The organism is Vitreimonas flagellata (genome assembly GCF_004634425.1).
In the GTDB taxonomy this organism is placed as follows: Bacteria; Pseudomonadota; Alphaproteobacteria; order Caulobacterales; family Aquidulcibacteraceae; genus Vitreimonas; species Vitreimonas flagellata.
Genome location: NZ_SBJL01000002.1, coordinates 386,221 through 406,645 on the forward strand (window position 1 = coordinate 386,221; position 20,425 = coordinate 406,645).

Sequence of the window (20,425 nt, forward strand, 5' to 3'; positions counted from 1 at the left end):
CCGCCAGTGCATGAGGAGCCCGGGACAAATCCTCTAAGCGGCGTAAAGCATAAGCGGCGTCGCCCTGGCCTTCGGCCGGGGCTAAAACGGCTCGCATCCTGCATGACGCGGCCGTATCCCAGGCGGTGAGAATTAAGCATGTGCGGCATTATCGGCATTCTTGGCGGCGAAGCAGCCGCGCCCCGCTTGGTCGACGCGCTGAAGCGCCTCGAATACCGGGGCTATGATTCAGCCGGAATCGCCACTTTGGAGGCCGGCGGCATGGCGCGTCGCCGCGCCGCGGGCAAGATCCGCAATCTGGAAGCCGAGCTGAACGGCAATCCGCTGGCGGGCGTCTCCGGCATCGGCCACACGCGTTGGGCCACGCACGGCGCGCCGACGGAAAACAACGCCCACCCGCACGCGACCGACAAGGTCGCCATTGTCCACAACGGCATCATCGAAAACTTCCGCGCATTGCGCGACGAGCTGATGAAGGCTGGCCGCAAGTTCGAGTCCGAAACGGATTCCGAAGTCATTGCCCATCTCATCAGCGCTGGCCTCGACGCGGGCCTCAACCCTGAGCAAGCGACGATCACCGCGGTGCGTCGTCTCGAAGGCGCGTTCGCGATCGCCTGTTTGTTCGCCGGCCACGAAGACACGCTGATCGGCGCCCGCAAAGGCAGCCCGTTGGTCGTCGGCCTCGGTGACAATGAGACCTTCCTGGGCTCGGACGCGATCGCCGTCTCCCCCTTCACGACCCGCGTGATCTATTTGGAAGAAGGCGACACAGCCATTCTCTCGCGCACCAAGACCAAGATCATCGATGCGAAGGATCAAGTCGTCGAGCGCCCGGTGACGGTGTTCTCCGGCGGCGCGGCGGCGGTGGAAAAAGGCAATCACCGCCACTTCATGCAGAAGGAAATCTACGAGCAGCCGGAAACCACCGGCCGCACCATCGCGCGCTACGTGAACGCCTTCGATGAGAAGGTGGAAATGCCTGATCTCGACGGCGTCGATCTCGCCGCCGACAGCGCCATCCTCATTGGTTGCGGCACCGCGCACTATGCCGGCCGCGTCGCCGAATATTGGCTGGAGCAGATCGCGGGCATCACCGTCGAAACCGACATCGCCTCGGAATTCCGCTACCGCAAGCCGGCCTTCGGCAAAAAGGCGTTTTCGGTGTTCGTGTCGCAATCGGGCGAAACCGCCGACACGTTGGCGGCACTGCGCTATTGCAAAGAACAAGGCTTGAAGACGCTTGCTGTCGTCAACGTGCCGGAGAGCACGATCTGGCGTGAATCCGATGCGCGCTTGCCGACGCTTGCGGGGCCAGAAATTGGCGTGGCCTCCACGAAAGCCTTCACAGCGCAGCTTTCGGCGTTGGCCGCGCTCACCATCGCCGTCGGCCGCGCCAAGGGCACGCTCTCAAGTCAAGAAGAAGGCCAACTCGTCCGCGCTTTGATGGAGACGCCGCGCTTGATCGCCGATGCGCTTGCTGCGGAGCCTGAGATCGAAAAGATCGCACTCGAGCTCAGCCACGCGCGTGACGTGCTCTATCTTGGCCGCGGCGTGCACTATCCGGTGGCTCTCGAAGGCGCGCTGAAGCTGAAGGAAATCTCCTACATCCACGCCGAAGGCTATGCCGCGGGCGAGCTGAAGCATGGGCCGATCGCGCTCATCGATGAAGAAACACCTGTCGTAGTCGTAGCGCCGCACGATGCGTTGTTTGAGAAGACGCTTTCAAACATGCAGGAAGTCGCCGCGCGCGGCGGCAAGATCGTGCTAATCACGGATGAGGCGGGTGCGGCAACCTCCGGCGGCATCGCCAAGCACATCATCCTGGCGCCGGCTTGCGATAGCTTCGTTGCGCCGCTTGTTTACTCCGTGCCGATCCAGCTGCTGGCTTATTTCACGGCCGTGCACAAAGGCACCGACGTCGATCAGCCGCGCAACCTCGCGAAATCGGTGACGGTGGAATGAGCAAGCCCATGACTCGTCTTAGGGCAGGCGTTCTGGGCGCCGGCGCCTTCGGGCGCATCCACGCGCGCAAGTACGCCGAAGATACCCGCGTGCATTTCGTCGGCGTGTACGATCCTGATGATGAGCGCGCCGATCAGCTCGCCGATACGCATGGCGCGGAATCATTCGGGGCGCTCGATGCATTGCTGAAAGAGATCGATGTCCTGACCATCGCCTCTCCGCCCTCGTTCCACGCCGCAAACGCCCGCGCAGCCCTGCTCGCGGGCAAGCATGTGTTGGTGGAAAAGCCGTTGGCGACGGACGCCGCACTTGGCGCCGAGCTTGTCGCCATCGCGGCCGCCAACAAGTGCGTGCTCGCCTGCGGTCACCAAGAACGCTTGGTGTTCGACGCGATGGGGCTCTTCAGCGCGCCCGAGCGCCCGACGCGCATCGAAAGCGTGCGCGAGGGCCCGTGGACGGGCCGCAGCGCCGATGTCTCCGTCACGCTCGACCTCATGGTCCACGATCTCGATCTTGCGCTGAAACTGATGGGCCGCAGCGCCGATCGCGTGAGCGCCACGGCGCACGCCGAACACGGCAAAGCCGCGGATCAGATCGTCGCCACGCTTGGCTTCGGCGACGCCGAAGCCGTGTTCACCTCGAGCCGCATCGCCGCAGATCGCAAGCGCACCATGCGCGCGGTTTACCCTTCCGGCGAAATCCGCATCGATTTCCTGGCGCGCTCGTTTGAGAACACGACAAGCTTCCCCCTTAATGCCGCCTTCGCCGAAACGCGCATCGGCGCTGATCCGCTCGGCGCGAACGTCTCAATTTTTATTGACGCCGTGCTGGGCGTCGCGCCGCGCCCCGTCGTCAACGGCGAGGAAGCACTCGCGGTCTTGAAATTGGCGCTGGACGTCGATCGCGCGTCCGGTCTGCCGTCCCATTCGTAATTCGAGGTAAGCCATGATCCCCTTCATCGACCTGCAAGCGCAACGTGCGCGCATTGCCGACAAAATCGATTCAGCGATCGCGCGCGTGCTGGCGCATGGCCAATTCATCTTTGGCCCGGAGGTGAAAACACTCGAAGGTCAACTTGCCGCGTTCGGCGGCGCCAAGCATTGCATCGCCAACGCCAACGGCACCGACGCGCTCGTGCTGCCGCTTTGGGCCTGGGGCGTGGGCGAAGGCGACGCGGTGTTCTGCCCGTCTTTCACCTTCGCGGCGACCGCTGAGATCGTGCCGTGGGTGCAAGCGACGCCAGTGTTCGTCGACGTGCTGCCCGACACTTACAACATGGATCCCGCGTCGCTCGAAGCGGCGATCGCTGGCGTGAAGAAGGCCGGCAAGCTCACGCCGAAAGTCGTGATCGCCGTCGATCTCTTCGGCCAACCAGCGGATTATCCGGCCATCAGCGCGATCTGTAAGCGCGAGGGCCTGAAGCTCATCGCCGACAGCGCGCAAGGCTATGGCTGCACGCTCGCCGGCTTGCACCCGATGCACTGGGCCGATGCTGCGACCACCTCGTTCTTCCCAGCGAAGCCCCTCGGCTGTTACGGCGACGGCGGCGCGACGCTCTCGAACGACGATGCTGAAACCGTGCTCATGCGCTCGATCGCCTTCCACGGCGCCAGCGGCGACGACAAATACAATTGCGCCCGCATCGGCATGAATTCGCGCCTCGACACGATCCAAGCCGCGATCCTAATCGAGAAGCTCGCGATCTTCGCCGAGGAAATCCGCGCCCGGAACGAGGTCGCGAACCGCTACGCGCAAATGCTCGAAGGCTTGGTGACGACGCCAAAGGTGATCGAAGGCGGAATCTCCACCTGGGCGCAATATGTGGTCGAGCACGAGAAGCGCGACGCACTGGCCGCGCACCTGCGCGAAGCTGGCGTTCCGACGGCGCAATATTATCCAAAGCCCCTGCACAAGCAGACGGCCTATGAGAGTTTCCCGGTCGGCGCCGGCGGCTTGAAGGTGAGCGAAGACATCGCGCATCGCGTGCTTGCGCTGCCGATGCATCCCTATCTCGATGGGCAAACGCAAACCAAAATCGCGGGCGCCATTCGCGAGTTCGTGACGGCGGGCGGCTGAGGCGCTAGCGTTCGCGGATGGACATCAAAACCGCCATCCGCACCATCCCGGACTATCCCAAGCCTGGGATCATGTTCCGCGACATCACGACGCTGCTCGGCAACGCGCGCGCCTTTCGCACCGTCGTTGACCAATTGGTGCAGCCTTACGCCGGCATCCGCATCGACAAGGTCGTCGCCATCGAAGCGCGCGGCTTCATTCTGGGCGGCGCGGTGGCGCACCAGCTCTCCTGCGGCTTCGCGCCCGTGCGCAAGAAGGGCAAGCTGCCGTGGCAAAGTGTGCGCCAGGAATATGAACTTGAGTATGGCGTGGACGTGATGGAGCTGCATGCCGACGCGCTTGCGGCCGGCGAGCACGTGCTGATCGTGGATGATCTCATCGCCACAGGTGGCACGGCGACCGCCGCCGTCAAACTCATCGAACGCCTTGGCGCCAAACCCATCGGCGCAAGCTTCGTGATCGACCTCCCCGACCTCGGCGGCGCGGATCGATTGCGCGCACTGGGCATTCGCGTGGACGCGCTCTGCGCGTTCGACGGTCACTAGAAACGTGAACGCCGCGCTCGCGCATTGCGGGCGCCCGCGCCGCCGCTTAAAGGAAGCCACATGAGCAAGACAGTCTTCGTCACCGGCGGGGCCGGCTATGTCGGCAGCCATTGCTGCAAAGCGTTCGCGAACGCCGGCTGGAAGGTTGTCGTCTTCGACAATCTGTCGCGCGGCTGGCGCGAGATGGTGCGCTGGGGCGATCTGATCGAGGGCGACATTCTCGACATCGAAACGCTGAAAGCGGCGATGGCGCGCGTGAAGCCGGACGCTGTCGCGCATTTCGCGGCCTTCGCTTATGTGGGCGAGTCCGTCGAAGAGCCTGGCATGTATTATCGCAACAATTCGCTGGGCACGCTCAACATTCTCGACGCGATGCGCGCGAACGCGATTAAGAACATCGTCTTCTCCAGCACCTGCGCCACCTATGGCGTGCCGGTGCGCACGCCGATCGACGAAGAGCATCCGCAAGCGCCGATCAATCCCTATGGCTGGTCGAAATTCATCGTGGAAAAAATGCTCGCCGATTATTCGGTCGCGCACGGCCTTCGCTACGCGGCGATGCGCTATTTCAACGCCGCCGGCGCTGATCCCGACGGCACGATCGGCGAGCGTCACGAACCGGAAACACACGTCATCCCGCTCGCCATTCGCGGCGCGCTCAAGAACGACTACACCTTCACGATCTTCGGCAATGATTTTGACACGCGCGACGGCACGGGCCTCCGCGACTACATCCACGTCGCCGATCTCGCCGACGCCCATTGCCGCGCGCTCGAATATTTGTTGAACGGCGGCGCGAGCGACGTGTTCAATCTGGGCACCGGCAACGGCACCACGGTGGAAGAAATCGCCGCCGCCGTCGAATATGTCTCCGGACGCCCACTGCCGCGCAAGATTGGCCCACGCCGCGCCGGCGACCCGCCCGCGCTCGTCGCCAGCGCCGAAAAAGCCGAACGCATTCTTGGCTGGAAGCCGCAGCACTCCGACATCAAGAACATCATCGCGTCCGCATGGCGCTGGCACGCCCAGGAGAACTGAAGGCCACAGCTATTGGCTCACGTGCTCCGAGATGACGAGCCGGGCGGGATGTGTGCCCGGCTCACCAAATATCCCCACCCAGATGTCGTATTGGCCTGCGCTCGGCGCCTCGAACATCAGCATGGGATTGGCGCCGCGCACGCCGCTATCGTCGTCGCAATACCAGCGCCCATCGGGCCCATTGATCACCAAGGTGGTGTCGACGTCTGAATTCACCGAGAAGATGAGCGGCGCAGGTTGCTCACCGGGCGTAAACACCATGCGATAGTCGGGATTCTCGGTGATAAAGCCGCGGCACGATTCAATGCGCCCCTGCATGTCGACATAGCCGCCCGCGTCGAGGTCGAGCACGTGTGGATCGGCAAAGACGCCCGACCCCAATTGCACCTCGCCGTAATTCGGAGCCATGGCCCAACTTGCACGCTGCTCCAGCACGCGTACGCCTGCATAACAGGGCTCGGCGGAGCATGAATACATCGCCAGCTGCAGCAGATACTGGCCGTCGCTTGGCGGCGTGAATACGACGACCGGGTAATTGTCGACGAGCACGTCTTGGATTGGCTCTCCATCCTCGCCAACAATTGGCGCGCCGCTTTCGTCGAGCAGCATCAAGTCCACATCCTCGCATTCATTGTCGCACGCGCCAATGAAGCGATATTCCACGCCGCCCGTCAGATAGCGTTCGAACACGTGTGCGTCGCCGTTGCGCATCGCGATGATGCCGTCGAAATAATCGAGGTTGCGCACGAGCGTGCCGCCAAACGTGTCCTGGTAGAGATCGAGATATTCGAGGACGAGTCCGCGCAGGCGCGCATCGGTGTCTGAGAACACCGAGCACGCGCGATCGTAATCGAATGCGCCGCGCGTGCGCTCCTGGCGGCCCACGCCAATCAAGCTCGCCGGATAATTGTCGGCTTGGGCATGCTCGCCCCAGAGCTCGCAATGACTGGGTGCTGCGTCATCAGCAGCCTGTTCCACCGCGACCGGCGAACACGCCGCCGCGATCAGGACAGCAAAAAAAGCGAGGGTGCGCTTAAGCATGGGCGCTCTCCGCTTGCGCAACGCCTGCGATGTAATCGCCGATGCGATCGACGACCTCCGGCTGGTCGAAATAGGTGGTGTGGATGAGACTATCCCAAGTCATGGAATCCTTGGCGAGCTCATTAATCGCGTTCGTCTCGTCAGCGCTCACGCTAAAAATCGCGGCGCGATACCTGTCAAACAAGCGCTTGGACGCCTCGGCGGCGTTAACCGTCATACGGTCCGCCACCTCTCCGCCGAGCACATCACTTTGCGTGCCGTATGAGTGAGAACAGGTGGAGACCTTGTCGATGCGGTGATCGCCGTCGCGGCCGAAGGCGATCGCGATCAGCGTGCCGCCAATGGTGTTGTTCAGCATGCCGCGCAACGACAATTCCAGCACCAGCGCCGCAAACAGGCGGTAGAAGAAATAGGCCACCATGAAGACCAAAGGCGCACCAGCAATGCCGATCACCACGAGATAGGCGCCGATCGATTGGAAGGGCTGCACCAAGACGTTGATGCCTCGAAAGAAATCAAACGCCAGGAAACCAGCGCCAATCAGGATAAAGCCAATGACGGCGTTCACACCCCAATGGACGCCTGTGGTGCGCGAACTTCGAAACAAGGACCAGCGCGGAAACGGTTCGAGCGGCACGCTTTCGAGCCGCCGCAGGAAAGCGATCGCTTCGTCACTCGGGTGCCAGATCGAATAGATCAATGTGTCGGCGCTCGGGCGTCGTGAGGCGCGGCGAATGCGCGCCAGGCCATAGAACGCCACCGGCAGCATCAATAGCAACGCGAGGCCGCTGACCACCGGATAGGCATGCTGCGTCATCCAGGTCAGAACACCGACCAAGAGCCCCGTATCGGAAGCCCGTGCGATGTCTGCGCCCTGCTCGAACATGGCGCGCCGTTCGTCTGTGTGCGCCACTACATCCTTGAAGGGCATATTGACGAGGTCGAGCGTGGCGTTGACGACCCCGTCGCTTGCGAAGGCCGTGATCGCGGGGATCATCAGGATGCTGAGTGCCGCAATGGCGGCGAACAACCAAGCGCCGAAGCGTTCCGTGCCTGTCGCGTGCGTACGAAAAAAGGGCGTGCCCACGGTGGTGATGCTTGCGATTTTCGGGTCGCGTTGCGCGCGTGACCAATTCAGCATGCGCGCGGCGTCATTGGCGACATTGCCGCCATGAGAATGGCCAATGACATGCACGGGCCCGCCATTGCGGCGCGCCGCGCGCTGGATGGTTCTGACGAGGGCGCGGGCGCCGCGCTCACGCTCCATGGCGCTATTTGCGCCAGACCAGAGGTGAGGAATGATTTCGGCCTCGAGCCCGCGGCCAGCCAGGCGCTGCTTCAGCGACGCCATGAATTTCGACCGCGTTTGAAACCAATGGTCGCCGTCGATCGGTCCATCAGGCTCCGCGGCGGTGTCGCCCGTGCCATGAACCGAAACAATAGTTACACGATTGCCGCCCATCCCCATGCTCCCCAACCCCAATAGGGAACCTGGAAAATCAACTTGTCCAGCAACATGTGGATGGCGAGCGCCCACATTTTTCTGCGCCAAGGACTTTGAAGGCTTTGGCGTCGCGTACATGAGGGCGCTGCGCTCGGCGCGCGCGATATGCCAAACGTTACGCAGATTCAGGCGTGTGCGAGAGATTGCCAGAGATGGGCGCGCCCGCTTTGGATCAAGGCATAGGCGTGATCGTCCCAATCATAGGGCCCTTGAATAAGCAGACCCATGTCGATTTGGGCCATGGCGGCTTCCAAGGATTGAGGCCTGGTCTGCGCAATACGGGCCGCGGCGCGATCGAGTTTTCGGTCAGCGCTTTTGATGTCGCGGTTGAGGACTTTAAGCGCCCTGGCGTCATCGAGATTGCTGCGGAGGATTCTGCTGGGCGAAAGCCCAAGCGCCTTTGCTTTCAAGAAGAGGCGCCCTTCTGCGTCTGAATAGGCGCAGACCATGGCGTCACGGGCGGTGTGGGTTTGTATCCAGGCGCGGATCTCTTCGAGCAAGTCGTCGACGGCCGAGGGAGCAATGCGAGCTGGACGAAGTTGAGGAGCCTCAGCTGGACGAGGATGGAGAGCGGCATCAACGGCCAAGGGTAAAGCGCCGATGAGAGTGCGGCGGGAGAGCTTGGGCATGGGCGTGATCCAGCGGACTATCAGCGAACATTAAGAGGTTTCCTCCTAATACTTGGAGGATTTCGCTGAGTTAGTCAACGAAATTCGCCGACTTTTCGGAGTTTTTCACGCAATGGCGTCGCCTGAGCAGATTCGAATGGCCCGCGCTGCCCTCGGCGTCAGCGTTCGCGAACTCTCAGAAATGAGCAATGTCGCAGCATCTACAATTCTGCGCTTCGAGACCAACAAAGGTGGGATGCAGTCAGGAACCCTGGCGCGTGTACAAAAAGCGCTGGAAGCGGCGGGTGTTGTCTTCGTTGAAGCTGACGATGCTTTGGGTGCAGGGGTACGTTTGAAACTCAAGCGCAAACGTTAGGATTTGGTCTGAGCGTCGCCGCCCTTTAGCGGGCGGCCAGACGCTCGTGCTGGCGCATCGAGCCCTTGCGAATACGCAAGGTCTCGCCCCTTCGAGCCTTGCTCCCTGACGCAAGTCTGGCGCGCGTTCGCGGCTCAGCCGTAGGGCGCCTCGTCGTCGGGACCGAGCTCTTCTTCATCATCATCGTCTTCGCGATAGGGACCGAAAGCCGACACGCGGATCATAGCGAGCGCGCCCTCGCCGATTACACGTCGTTCGGGCAGAGGCAGACGCTGCAGGCGAATGGCGAGCGCGATCGCCAATGCATACATGGCGTGCGAATTCTGTTCCTGATCCGAGCCCGAAAAAATACTGAGCACTGCTTCAATAGGCGAGATCAATCGCAGCACGCGCTCTCCGGCCGCCTCCGCAGGAACAGGCAGATCGTCGTCGCGGAATTCAAGCTCCATGCGCCGAACGATGCGCGCCAGAAACCAAAGAGGCAATTTTTCCTTTGTTTCCTGGCTATTCCATTGCTTTCCGGATTCTGACGATTGCTGAGAATGCAGCTAAGACGCCCATGATTGGATCATGCGCACGCCTAGCGATCGTGCGTCATCAACAGAGCTTTAAGTATCTGAGCGTCCCCTTCGGCCGAGGAGCTCAAAATGCCGCCGCACCGATGGTCGGTCCTGCTTGCCATGGCCAACAAGTTCGACGCAGAGACCATCCAGGGCGTCTTGCGCAGCGCTGGCGTGACGCGCGCGCTTGCCGTTAGAGACGGCGATGAGGCCTATAAGCGCGCCGATACAACCGGACTTAATGTCATCATTCTATCTGAGGATTGCGCGCCCACGCCTGCGCTCGACTGGGTCAAGATGTTGCGCCGTGACACGCGCCATCAGGCGCGCGAAGCGGCGATCTTCGTCACATCACGAACACTCACGCTATCTAAGGTCGAGGCCTGTCGCCGTGCCGGCGCCAACGCCATGATCGGTCTGCCGATCACCAGCAATTCGCTTATCAACACAATCACCAAAGTGCTGGCGCGCCCGCGTCCGTTTATCGAAACCGAAATCTATACCGGCCCCTGCCGGCGCGCAGGTATTGTGACGGCCGGCGCAGGGGCTCGCCGGCGCAAAAGCGACGCAGCTTCTTGAGGACGCCGCGCTGCCCTACCCAGCCAAGCGGGTGAGACGTCCGAGCTTTTGATCCAGCAACGCAAAGAGATGATGCACCAGCGCTAAATCGTCGAATTGGTGCGCCAGACGCTCGACCTCGTCCAATTCAGCATCGCTCAAACAGGCAGTCGCCGCGCTTGGCGCTGCATGGAAGAGGCCCGTCGTAGACGTCGGCGACACGTATTCATAATCATCGAACAGCCGCTCACGGATTTTTTCGCCCGCGCGCGTTCCCGTCACTTTGAGTTCAATGTCGCGGCCGGAGCGTCGAATAAGTTCCTGCGCCATGGCGAGAATGGAGCGCGGCGCGCCCATGTCCACGAAATAGGCGCCACCAGCCGCCACAGTCTCAGCGTGCTCTGCTGCGCTCACGCCGAGTACAAGATCGACGGCCTCGTCGTGCGACATGAAAAACCGCTCCATGTCGGGATGGGTAATCTCAACGGGACCACCCGCTTCAATCTGCGCTTCGAACCGCGGCAGGACCGAGCCGCTGGAGCCCAGGACATTGCCAAAACGCACAGAGCGCATGCGCATCTTTGAGCCGGCAAGCTGGCGACCGCCCAGATAAAGTTCGCCCAAGCGCTTGCACGCCCCCATGACGCAAACAGGTTCTGCCGCTTTGTCGGAAGACACGAAGGTAAAAGCGCTGACGCCCGCTTGCTCGGCCGCAGCCACCACATTGCGGACGCCCAAGAGATTTGTGCGCACGCACTCGCCGGGATGACGCTCGCCCATATGCACGTGTTTCAAGGCCGCCGCATGAATCACGATGTCGGGACGTTCGCGCTCCATGATGCTGGTAAGGCGCGCGCGGTCGCGAATATTGGCAAGCGCCTCTACGACTCGGATTTGCCGTGCACGCCCGGCAGTCGCCTCGGCGACTTCGAGTAGCCCATGGTCGTGGTGGTCGAGCACAATCAGTGCTTCGCACTGGGAGTAAGAGAGACTTTCGGCCAGAGCCCGCCCTATCGATCCGGCAGCGCCCGTGACGAGCACCTTCTTACCCGCCCACTGCACATTGCGCGCGCATGCGCCTCGCAACTCACTCAACCCCGCCCCCTTCGACTTTCCCGCAGGGATTGTATTGGAGGCCACATCCAAAAGCGAGTCTTAGCAACATACGCACGGGAAATGTCGCATCTTGCACAAGCGGAGTGCGTCACGACCTTCTAACGTGCAACGCCAGAAATTATGTCACAAACCTAGCCGAAAAAGCGGAGCAGCTACTGAGGCACGCTCCAAACTACGTCGCCACCCTCAGAAATGTATTGGGCGACGCCGGCATCCTCGACCCTCAGAGTGAAATTTCCGACGGGAGCCGACGAGCCGGAAGCCCAAACCGGCCGACCCTCATGGTCATAAATTACGAGATTGCCATCCGCTTGCACACCCAAATGGCGAGTGCGGGGCGCGCCGCCAGAAGAATGCGAACTCCAGAGGATTGTGTCACCATCGGACCCTGGCTGAATCAGTTCCAGATCGCCCGAAGAGCGCATGGTGAGCACAAATTGTGCATTTGGCGACACGATGCAATCGCCCGGAGTGAGCACGCCATTCGCGCCAGAGACTGCAAGATGTGGCGCGCATTCAGCATAGGGCGCGACCGTCTCCGGAGATTCTTCAGGCGCGACCGGCTGTTGGTTACAGGAAGCAGCAAGGACTCCAGCCCCCAGCAACGCCAGCGTTAGCGGCCACTTTGACTTTCTTGAACTTTGTACCCGTTGCATCGCTCAACCCCAGTTCCAGAGATCGCCCGCACGAACCGTTCAGGCGCAAACGCGCGCGCCGCATATTCAGCCGCGCGTTGTCCTATTTCCTCTCGGTATACTTTGTCACTACGCAACTTTTGTAACAATCGCGCAGCCTCTTGCTCATCGGGCTCAGCCCACACCTCGTCTCGATAGGTTGATTGAGGATCATTGACCTCAACCAACCGATAACCCACCGGGCATCCGTGAGCACTAGAGACAAAATCTTTCGTGCCCGACCAATCGGTCACTATGACGGGCTTTCCTCTCAACATGGCCTCCGCAGGAACAAGGCCAAATCCCTCAGCACGGTGCAGTGACAGCACCACATCGGACTGAGCATAAAGGTCATCAATCCCTTCGTCCGTAAGTGATGACTCCTGCAGTACAATATTCGTCGCACCGCCGATCGCGGCTTGCATTTGCCTGACCGCTTCCGGCCAATGCGAGGAATTACTGAACTGCACCAGAAGGGTAGCCGACGGATCGTCGCCAAAAGCCGTTTTGAATGCACGGATCGCAGCACAAGGATTCTTCCGTGCAAAGCCCGAAGCTACGTTGAATATTACCAACGCACGAAAAAAGCCATCCGCCACCCGATCGGCCTTTGAGCTGAACTTTATCGGCATCGGCACGACAGACACATCGCACGGGGCGCCAATTGCTTTGACGGCCTGTAAAACGAACTGAGAATTGACCCAAATCTCGTGGATGAACGGCAAGGCGACGCGCCATTCTTTGGGCAGGCGAGACAACTCCCAAAACCAGTGGGCTATTACGCGCTTCTCGCGCACCCACCGGCGGCCCAGCACGGCAATCGCAAGAGGCAAAAGGTCGCCACTAACGTGCATAAGCGCTGTGCCGCGCCCCTCAATCTTTCGCCCGTCGCGAAACTTGAACTGTGGAAAGTCCTCCTCGCACATAAGGGCGCGCGAAATGTCTATTCCGTACACATCGAGACCCGCGTCACGCAGCGCATCGTGGCAGCTCCGCGCTACAGCTCCCAACCCACTAGCATTCCGCAACCGACCCACCACGATGATCGGCGACACCCTGCTCGCGCCGCGATCCGGCTTGGTGGCGAGCAACGTCGCTCCGCGCAGCAAAGCCCACCGCCGAAGTCTCTTGGGCAACCTGCGCCAAACTTGTTGATGTATAAATTGGGCAATTGGACGGGAGCTCGTGAACAAATCAAACGATCTCAATCTCTGGAAACGGAAGAATTAGCTTTCCACCCGCCTCCAAGTATTTTTGCTCACGCCTGATGATCCCATCTTTGAAATGCCACGGGAGAACAAGTAGGTAATCCGGGTTCATAGCGCGCGCGTCTTGCTCAGACACAATGGGGATGTGCGTGCCCGGCGTGAAGCGCCCAAATTTTTCCTCGTTGACCTCTGCAATCGCTGGAATTTCGGTGGCGCCCAATCCGCAGAATTGAAGGAGTACATTCCCCTTCGTCGACGCTCCGTAGCCAAGAACCCTCTTGCCGTCCGCGACCAATCCCTTAACGAGCCGGCCAAGATCTTCTCGGTGACGAAACACGCGCTCTTCGAATTCGCGATACGGTCGCGGCGTCGAGAGGCCCATTCTGTCCTCTTGCTCAAGCAGCCAATTGATCACAGGCAGATTCGGCTTGATGGACGTGTTGTCGCGCCGTACGGCAGTGACCGCAAAGCTTCCCCCGTTGATATTGTTCATCACTACATCGACGAGCTTCATATCTGCGGCATCAAGAATGCTCTGCACAACCTGAAGCGAATAGTACTCGACATGCTCGTGACAGATGGTGTCGTAGGAATTCAACCGAAGCATCGAGGGCATGTAGCTCTGCTCGAAGTGCCAAACGCCGTCTCGATCAAGGATGTTTGCGATCTGACGTGCGAAAGAGATCGGATCTTCAAGGTCGTAAAACATCGCGATCGAAGTAACGACCTTAGCCGATCGACTGCTCACCGACCGAAAGGCGTTCTCAGAGAAAAAGTCCGGGACGAGCTGCACGTCCGCCGGATAATACTTCGCGAACTTCCTTCCGGTTGGATCGATACCGATGCGGGTGAGAGAGGAAACCGAATAGGCGCGCAACGTAGTAGAATCGTTGCTTCCGATGTCGAGAACCACGTCACCAGGCGCCAGGCTCACCAGCCGCTCCAAGTACCTGACCTTTTGCGTCAGGTGATCGACCATCGACTGGTTTAGACCCGACCTATAGCCGTAGTTTTCGCCATACATCTCTTGTGGGGCGTATGAGTGCTTCAATTGGAGCAACCCACTGGAGGGCGACCAGACGAGCTCCAATGGGCCCACCGTCACGTTTTCACCTGTTGAGCGCGGGAACACCCCAGTCAGCGCCTGATGCCCCAGATTGAGCACGGAGATCAGATCGTTCCGACCACCCACGCGGCATCTTTCGATAGCAGTGTAGTTAGATGCCTCTTTCATGCGGAAACCCCATAACGTGTTCCGGTTACAACCAGGTCTGACTTCTTCAACGGCGCAAAAACGTCTTTCGGATCCTCTTGCGCAGCTGGCGCGCCGATCCCATGCGCCTTCTCATAAAGCGTGATCAACTCCGCCTCACATACCGTTCTGAACTCTTCTAAATGCGCAAATCGAGCTACCAACCTCGAGGGCGAGAAATATCGCGCGTTGCCCTCCGGATCAGTGTGCAAAATCTCTCTAAAATAGTGAATGACAGAGGGCAATGTATGCCGTCTCCATCCGTCCATCAGTGCTTGAGGCACACCACGAGCCTCGGCGACGTCGTAGACCTCTGGTATCCGTTCCAATATCCAAAGCGGGGCATATCTCATCCACGAGACGTTCATGTTCACGACGACCTGCGGCTCCCCAATCCATACGGCCGGCTCCTCCATCATGTTGTTAAGGACATAATGGGTGGTTGGAATGCAGGTGAGCATCGTCGAGAACGGCCGTCCAACAGTACTTTGGGAGTAGGCGAGCCAAGCATGATCGCGGCGAAACACGAGCGTATAAATCGCGGTGAAGAAATTCTCGTTCTGGGCGCATACCTCTCTTAAGGTCGATGCAGCATCGGGCCCAGGCGCAACGATCGGCGTTGCCTCCCGAATGAACTGATCAAAGTCAGATACGCTACGAGCGTCTTCTGTGCGCGTGTACGCGTAGTTCAGATAGCAAAGAGCCACCCCCGGATTTGCGTCGATTGCCGCCAGAACCTTTTCAATTGCCCCGGGCACGAGAAGATCATCATCCCCCAGGATCCAAACATACTCGCCATTTGCGGCAAGTGCTGTCTCTCGAAGATTGCCCAACATACCGACGTTAACGGGATTGCGCACGTAGGTGAAATCTTCCCGCCCGAGGTACGGGGCGACTATCTCCGCCGTATTGTCGGTCGACGCGTTGTCACAAACAACAATTTCCACCTCATCGTGCGCGTTCGGCCACAAGCGACTCAAATTGGCCAAGGCCGCGGATAACCAGGACGCTCGATTGTACGTCGTTATACAAAGCGACAAGCGTGGGCGACGCGACGGCTCTACAGCGAATGCCAGACCTCGAGATCGAACTGTCGCCGGCCTCGCTGCGAAACCCAAAACCGATGCGACATCGGACGCGTACTCGCACCAGCCACGTAGCGGTCGCGTGACCGCTTGTTCGGCAAGAGTCAATCTCAGTGCGGTGTTCTCCGCCATCTCCACCAGAGCCTCCGCCAACCGCCGCTCATCGCGAACATCGGTCTGCAAACAGCCTCCCTGCTCGGCAACCTCCGCCATCGCCCCAAAATTCGCGCAAATGCACGGCTTTCCAGCCCACAAGCTCTCCAGAATGGGAAGGCCAAAACCCTCCTCAATCGAAGGAAACACCGTGCATTGAGCGCGCGCGTAATGTTCGCGCAGTTGCCGGTCATCCGCTTCGGCAAACCAATACACATTTGGTGTCGCGGCGATGAGAGCCTTTACGCGTTCGGAGAGAACAGCATCGAGGGCATCTTCGCGCCCCACGATGGTCAAGCGAAGGCTGCGCCTTGAATTCTCCCGCGCAATGGCGAAGGCCTTGAGCAGAGTTTCGTAGTTCTTTCTGGGCTCTAAAGTACCGACCGCCAAGATGTTGATATCGTCGGACTCGATCGCTCGGACCTCTGTGGTCCGACTCGTCTCCGGGAATTCTCCCGCCAACTCAACGCCTACAACTTTTGCCGCGTCGCTGGCGCCGAGATCGAGAAGATCTACGAAGTCGCGACGCGACCAATTCGAAATTGGCATCACGACGTCGTACTCGCTCAGCACACGCATGTAATTTTGGTGCGCATTCGCGTAAGCGCCCGAGTAAATGCTGCTGAGCTTCCATGGTATCGCATCGTAAAATAGACATGCGGTGCGCAAGCCGTGATCGAATGCATGCGTCCGAAGCAGCTTCTGGTGAGCCATTGAGAAGGCGAGAGGCAGTTCGGGCATGAGGAAGACGCTCCCCGCCGGCGCTGCACCTAGATCCGACCACTCGGCCCACGCGTCTACACGCGGACCGTTCCACTTCTGGAGATGCAGAAGATCTTCGTGACTGGCGCGTTGAAAGACTTGAGCCTCACCCGCCCAAACCACCGGAATGACCCGAAGACCGAGGTCGAGCAAATGCTTCGCCAACATTCGAGTGACGCGCTGTATCCCTGTATTGCTCCCGAATGCCCGCGTTGCCTCTACCCAATAATAGATGATTGATTCGGACGATGCCGCCTGAAGGCCTGTATTGATCATCAATGCCGTCGCGAAACGATCCCAGGTCTGGAGTGGGCGCGCTGCGGCCTCGGCGCTAAGCGCCTTCAGCAGCGAAGGCTCCTCTATCAATCTCTCTAGCGCGTGTTGAATCGTATCGGCATTGCGGACGTCTATTGTGAGACACCCCCCGCCACGCGCAACTTCCGCCATCGCGCCAAAATCGGCACAGATGCAGGGTCGCGCGTGCCAAATGCTTTCCAGGATCGGAAGACCGAATCCCTCCTCAACCGATGGAAACACGGTGAACGCGCAGCGCTGATACAGCGCAACCAACTCATCATCCGTCGGTACGCCAAGATATTGTATCGACGGACCCAATGCGCCGCGAAGCTCTTCGCTTACGTCTGGATGCAGATTTCCAACGAGCACCAAGCGCCAACCGCACGTGGGCTTTTCCTGCAACATCTGCGAAAATGCTCGGACAAGCGTAAGCTGATTTTTGCGCGCCTCGATCGTGCCCACACATAAAACCAAGTTCTCGGTGACATCCGCCTCGACCGATCGAGCAACATCAAATGAAGCGCCCGGCAGGTGCAGGGTCGTCACAACGGGCATGGTCGCCGGCTCCGCCAGATCGTTCTGGCGCCAGTACTCGATGAGGTCCGCATGCACATGATCCGAGATGGGCCAAACCGCGTCGGCCAAGCGCAACAACGACATGTACTCGGCATGAATGGGCGCGAGGGCCGCGAACTCGGTGCGCTTGATTGGTATCGCATCGTAAAATGTGAAGCCGCAGCGAATTGAGGCGTTTCGAACCCAGCGCAAGAGGTCATTGGTGACCTGTTGCGCGTGGTAGGTAATGTGCGTGACCTCAGGCACCAACAGCCATGTCGATGAATTTGATTGGGCCAATTGACCACCAAGCAACCCGTAAAACCGACGCTCCTCCTCTGCGACCGAGGGACCGTTCCACTCAGCCAGGTGCAAACGCTCTTCAAGGGAGATGTACACACAGGCGCGCATCGCAGCGTCCCACCGGACGAAGCGCACGTCGCGCGCGACGGCTAGCATACTTGACGAGAGTCCGCGTACGACGCGCTGCACCCCCGAGTTTACGGGACAGCGCACGGTGTGATCCACAAAGATCAGATACCTGACCACATTAGGCGCTAGATCAATCTCCGATCTTGAAGCCATGGCTGGCGTTGGCGTGATGGCGGCCACTTCGGTCGGCGAGGGACCTCGGTCGTGCAGAACGATCGCCACCATTCGCCGCTTCAACGGCGGAAGCAGATTCAGCACGGGTCGCAGCACGGTCCGGAGGATTGGCCGACGCAACACCATATTTGACATCGAGAGTACGCCATATCGTGCAATACGACGCGGACGAACCCCTGGGCGCATTGTGAGCCAAGCCCACCCGCCGCGCGTGACCAGGCGAGCCAAGTTCTTTGCGAAACGCATCGGTGCAGTCAGTCGCCACGACGTTGAGTTACGCATTGCCTCGAGGGCGCCTTGTACTTGCCTGACCTGCAACTCCAAGCTCTTCGCCCGCGCTGCCGCTGTATCGGCGTCACCACGCGCCACGTTCAACGCGTGCTCCAACGACGCCAGTTCAGCGTTTCTGTCCGCTACCTCGCGCTCGCGCGCATGCAAATCTGCCCTCGCCGCGATCAATTCCTCGCTGTGGGCAGCAGCACGTTGGATCGCCAGTTGATCGATACGTTCGAGCTCCGCGCGCAAGCTCTGGGCGAGCCCCTCGGCCTCAACAAACTTAGCACGCAGGACCACAAGCTCCTGGCGTAAGGCATTAGAATCTTTCTCGTACTGGTCACGTGCTGTGGAAACTTGGCCTAACTGCTCAACCAAAGAAGCCTTTTCTACGCCAGCGGCATCAACCGACGCTGCGAGGGATGAGGCACGTCGAAGCTCGGCGTTCAGGAGCTCCTGCGTCTGCGCCAAATGAGCAGCATGCTCTTCGGCTTGTCGAGCGCGCATTTGAATCGCTGCGTTAGCGGCCTCCAGCTCCGCGTTCAGCGAACTAATGGCCTTATCTCGCACCTCAATCTCATGTTTGTCGGCGTTTCGCTGAGCTAATGCAGATTCAAGTTGATCGGCAAGTCGCTCCCGGCGCTCTGTTTCTTCAGCAAGCGCAGCTGCAAGAGCTAGACCATCCCGCTCAAGGCTCTCGCTCACGCCTTGATGAGTAGCGATGGCCGAATTAGCCGCGGCCAAAGCCTGCTCGACACGCTCAATGTATGATTGGCAATGGTTCGAGAATTCCTCCACCTTCAACAAGAGATCCAACATGGCTGGATCGCTCGATAGGTCCCTTGTCTGCTCGGTCAACGCACGCTGAAAATCGCGAAAAGAGCGCTGCGCAGGCCAGGTGCGCACCAGTTGTAAGGCGGGCTCACGGAAGGCGCGAGGAAGGGCCAAGGGGTAAAGCAACAATGGCCTAATTGAGTGAGATCGCGGCTGCGCTCCAAGCGCGAGCTCCCTCACGAACATCAGAAATGCCAGAAAGACGTCGCTGGGCGGAACGCAATCCTTCCGCGACTCGCTTATCGAGCCGAAGTCGATCAAGCGCGCCTTCCCTGTTCTATCTATCAACACATTCCAGGCGCGCAGATCGCCATGGTAAAGTTCATTGGCCTCCAACAACGTCAAGTCAGCCAGTACTTCCCTAGCCACCTTCTCTGCTGAATACGGACGTCCCTGGGCAATTATCGTGTCAAGCAGGTCGCCTTCTATCAGTTCACGTACAATCCAGGCGGCGTTGTTCGACCTGCCATGCGACACAAGCCCTGGCGCCTGAAAGCCATCCGGTGGGTCCGACAAAAAGCTGATCTCGTTACGCCACTCTGAGATGTTCACATCACTCAGAGCAGGATGGTCGAGAGCATAGGTCTTCGCAACGAGTGCATCCGAGAAATAGTAGCGCCGCGTGCCTTGGTGCACGAACGGTGCGTTTGAGTTTGAGTACGGCAACCACCTTTTGAATTCCTGCGCCTCATCCCCAAGATACCAGGCGCGATTGCTCGCAAACATGAGCGGCCGGCTCACGGACGAAAGGTGTGTGTCAAATCTCGCAATCTCCCGGACAAAAGCGTAGCTAGTTAGGAACTCCCGCGCATCCGGCGGCAGCGATTGCGCCCAATAAAGCGGCTCTTCTGCTGAAGCAAACTCGTATAGCCCCACCAGACTGCTCGATGAAATCTGACGCAACAGCTCGTTGACAAAACCTGAGCCTCGCCCGTGTGCGATGTGGTGAAACACACTAAGGCCCAAAACAAGATCATAGTCACCCGCGCGCAAAGTCGGGACCAAGTCCTCGATTGAACGAAGCTCAAAGGAGACATCTAGTTCTGGTTGCTCCACTGCAAGCGCGTTGCAGAGGGCGATATTCGCTTCCAACGTGTCGACACCGCTGACACTTGCACCCAATTTGGCGAGGTGCAGGCTAAAAAAGCCCTGCGCACAGCCCAGATCCAAGACCTTGAGCGGACGCGCCAACATGCGCTCCAGCGCAAGATAGACCTGAGCAACGCGCTCAAGCCGATCCCAACACCCTCGCGATGTCGCCGCAGAGTGCTCCGGATGCTCAAAGATGGGCTGGTACACCTCCGGGAGCGAGCGCACGAGTTCGTCGATTCGATGCGTCATT

Annotated in this window: 15 protein-coding genes; 7 read left to right on the plus strand and 8 right to left on the minus strand. The window is 59.7% G+C overall.

From position 1 onward, the window contains the following. Positions 1–138: 138 nt before the first annotated feature. From glmS to galE, 5 genes are read left to right on the plus strand one after another with little or no spacing between them, the layout of a single operon-like run. Complete coding sequence (gene glmS, locus EPJ54_RS09940; RefSeq protein WP_135211565.1) at positions 139–1,962, plus strand: glutamine--fructose-6-phosphate transaminase (isomerizing); 1,824 nt, start codon at positions 139–141, stop codon at positions 1,960–1,962. Between the two features lie 8 nt (positions 1,963–1,970). Next, positions 1,971–2,894, plus strand: a complete 924-nt coding sequence (locus tag EPJ54_RS09945) for a Gfo/Idh/MocA family protein (RefSeq protein ID WP_135211566.1) — start codon at positions 1,971–1,973, stop codon at positions 2,892–2,894. A gap of 13 nt (positions 2,895–2,907) precedes the next feature. Beyond that, a complete protein-coding gene (locus EPJ54_RS09950) occupies positions 2,908–4,038 on the plus strand; it encodes a DegT/DnrJ/EryC1/StrS family aminotransferase (protein WP_135211567.1) in 1,131 nt (376 codons plus the stop codon). 17 nt (positions 4,039–4,055) lie between these two features. Beyond that, positions 4,056–4,583 carry an adenine phosphoribosyltransferase gene (locus tag EPJ54_RS09955; RefSeq protein ID WP_135211568.1) on the plus strand — a complete coding sequence of 176 codons (528 nt, stop codon included), beginning with the start codon at positions 4,056–4,058 and terminating at the stop codon, positions 4,581–4,583. Positions 4,584–4,643: 60 nt separating this feature from the next. Beyond that, positions 4,644–5,621 carry a UDP-glucose 4-epimerase GalE gene (galE, locus tag EPJ54_RS09960; protein WP_135211569.1) on the plus strand — a complete coding sequence of 326 codons (978 nt, stop codon included), beginning with the start codon at positions 4,644–4,646 and terminating at the stop codon, positions 5,619–5,621. Between the two features lie 9 nt (positions 5,622–5,630). Here galE and EPJ54_RS09965 read toward each other — a convergent pair whose 3' ends face one another. From EPJ54_RS09965 to EPJ54_RS09975, 3 genes are all read right to left on the minus strand, one after another. Then, positions 5,631–6,662, minus strand: coding sequence for a hypothetical protein (locus tag EPJ54_RS09965; protein WP_135211570.1), 1,032 nt, complete (start codon positions 6,660–6,662; stop codon positions 5,631–5,633). Continuing rightward, positions 6,655–8,124 carry an esterase/lipase family protein gene (locus tag EPJ54_RS09970; protein WP_135211571.1) on the minus strand — a complete coding sequence of 490 codons (1,470 nt, stop codon included), beginning with the start codon at positions 8,122–8,124 and terminating at the stop codon, positions 6,655–6,657. Before EPJ54_RS09970 ends, EPJ54_RS09965 begins: the two co-directional genes overlap by 8 nt. Before the next feature lie 167 nt (positions 8,125–8,291). Then, positions 8,292–8,795, minus strand: coding sequence for a hypothetical protein (locus EPJ54_RS09975; RefSeq protein ID WP_135211572.1), 504 nt, complete (start codon positions 8,793–8,795; stop codon positions 8,292–8,294). A 52-nt stretch (positions 8,796–8,847) separates the two neighbouring features. Here EPJ54_RS09975 and EPJ54_RS09980 point away from each other — a divergent pair, with 52 nt between their 5' ends. Further along, the gene (locus tag EPJ54_RS09980; protein WP_239590851.1) at positions 8,848–9,150 is read left to right on the plus strand and encodes a helix-turn-helix domain-containing protein; all 303 of its coding nucleotides are present in this window, start codon (positions 8,848–8,850) and stop codon (positions 9,148–9,150) included. Between the two features lie 134 nt (positions 9,151–9,284). Here EPJ54_RS09980 and EPJ54_RS09985 read toward each other — a convergent pair whose 3' ends face one another. Continuing rightward, positions 9,285–9,635, minus strand: coding sequence for a hypothetical protein (locus EPJ54_RS09985; RefSeq protein WP_135211574.1), 351 nt, complete (start codon positions 9,633–9,635; stop codon positions 9,285–9,287). 162 nt (positions 9,636–9,797) lie between these two features. Between EPJ54_RS09985 and EPJ54_RS09990 the strand changes: the two genes are divergently transcribed. Continuing rightward, entirely contained in the window at positions 9,798–10,289 is a 492-nt protein-coding gene (locus tag EPJ54_RS09990) for a response regulator (RefSeq protein WP_135211575.1), read from the plus strand. A 15-nt stretch (positions 10,290–10,304) separates the two neighbouring features. Here the strand turns inward: EPJ54_RS09990 and EPJ54_RS09995 are convergent, their stop codons facing one another. The 4 genes from EPJ54_RS09995 to EPJ54_RS10015 form a co-directional block, all read right to left on the minus strand. Beyond that, positions 10,305–11,363, minus strand: coding sequence for a polysaccharide biosynthesis protein (locus EPJ54_RS09995; protein ID WP_167755672.1), 1,059 nt, complete (start codon positions 11,361–11,363; stop codon positions 10,305–10,307). A 634-nt stretch (positions 11,364–11,997) separates the two neighbouring features. After that, positions 11,998–13,113, minus strand: a complete 1,116-nt coding sequence (locus tag EPJ54_RS10005) for a glycosyltransferase family 4 protein (RefSeq protein ID WP_167755673.1) — start codon at positions 13,111–13,113, stop codon at positions 11,998–12,000. 139 nt (positions 13,114–13,252) lie between these two features. Then, positions 13,253–14,500 carry a class I SAM-dependent methyltransferase gene (locus tag EPJ54_RS10010; protein ID WP_135211579.1) on the minus strand — a complete coding sequence of 416 codons (1,248 nt, stop codon included), beginning with the start codon at positions 14,498–14,500 and terminating at the stop codon, positions 13,253–13,255. After that, complete coding sequence (locus tag EPJ54_RS10015) at positions 14,497–20,424, minus strand: glycosyltransferase (RefSeq protein WP_135211580.1); 5,928 nt, start codon at positions 20,422–20,424, stop codon at positions 14,497–14,499. Before EPJ54_RS10015 ends, EPJ54_RS10010 begins: the two co-directional genes overlap by 4 nt. Position 20,425: the final 1 nt, after the last annotated feature.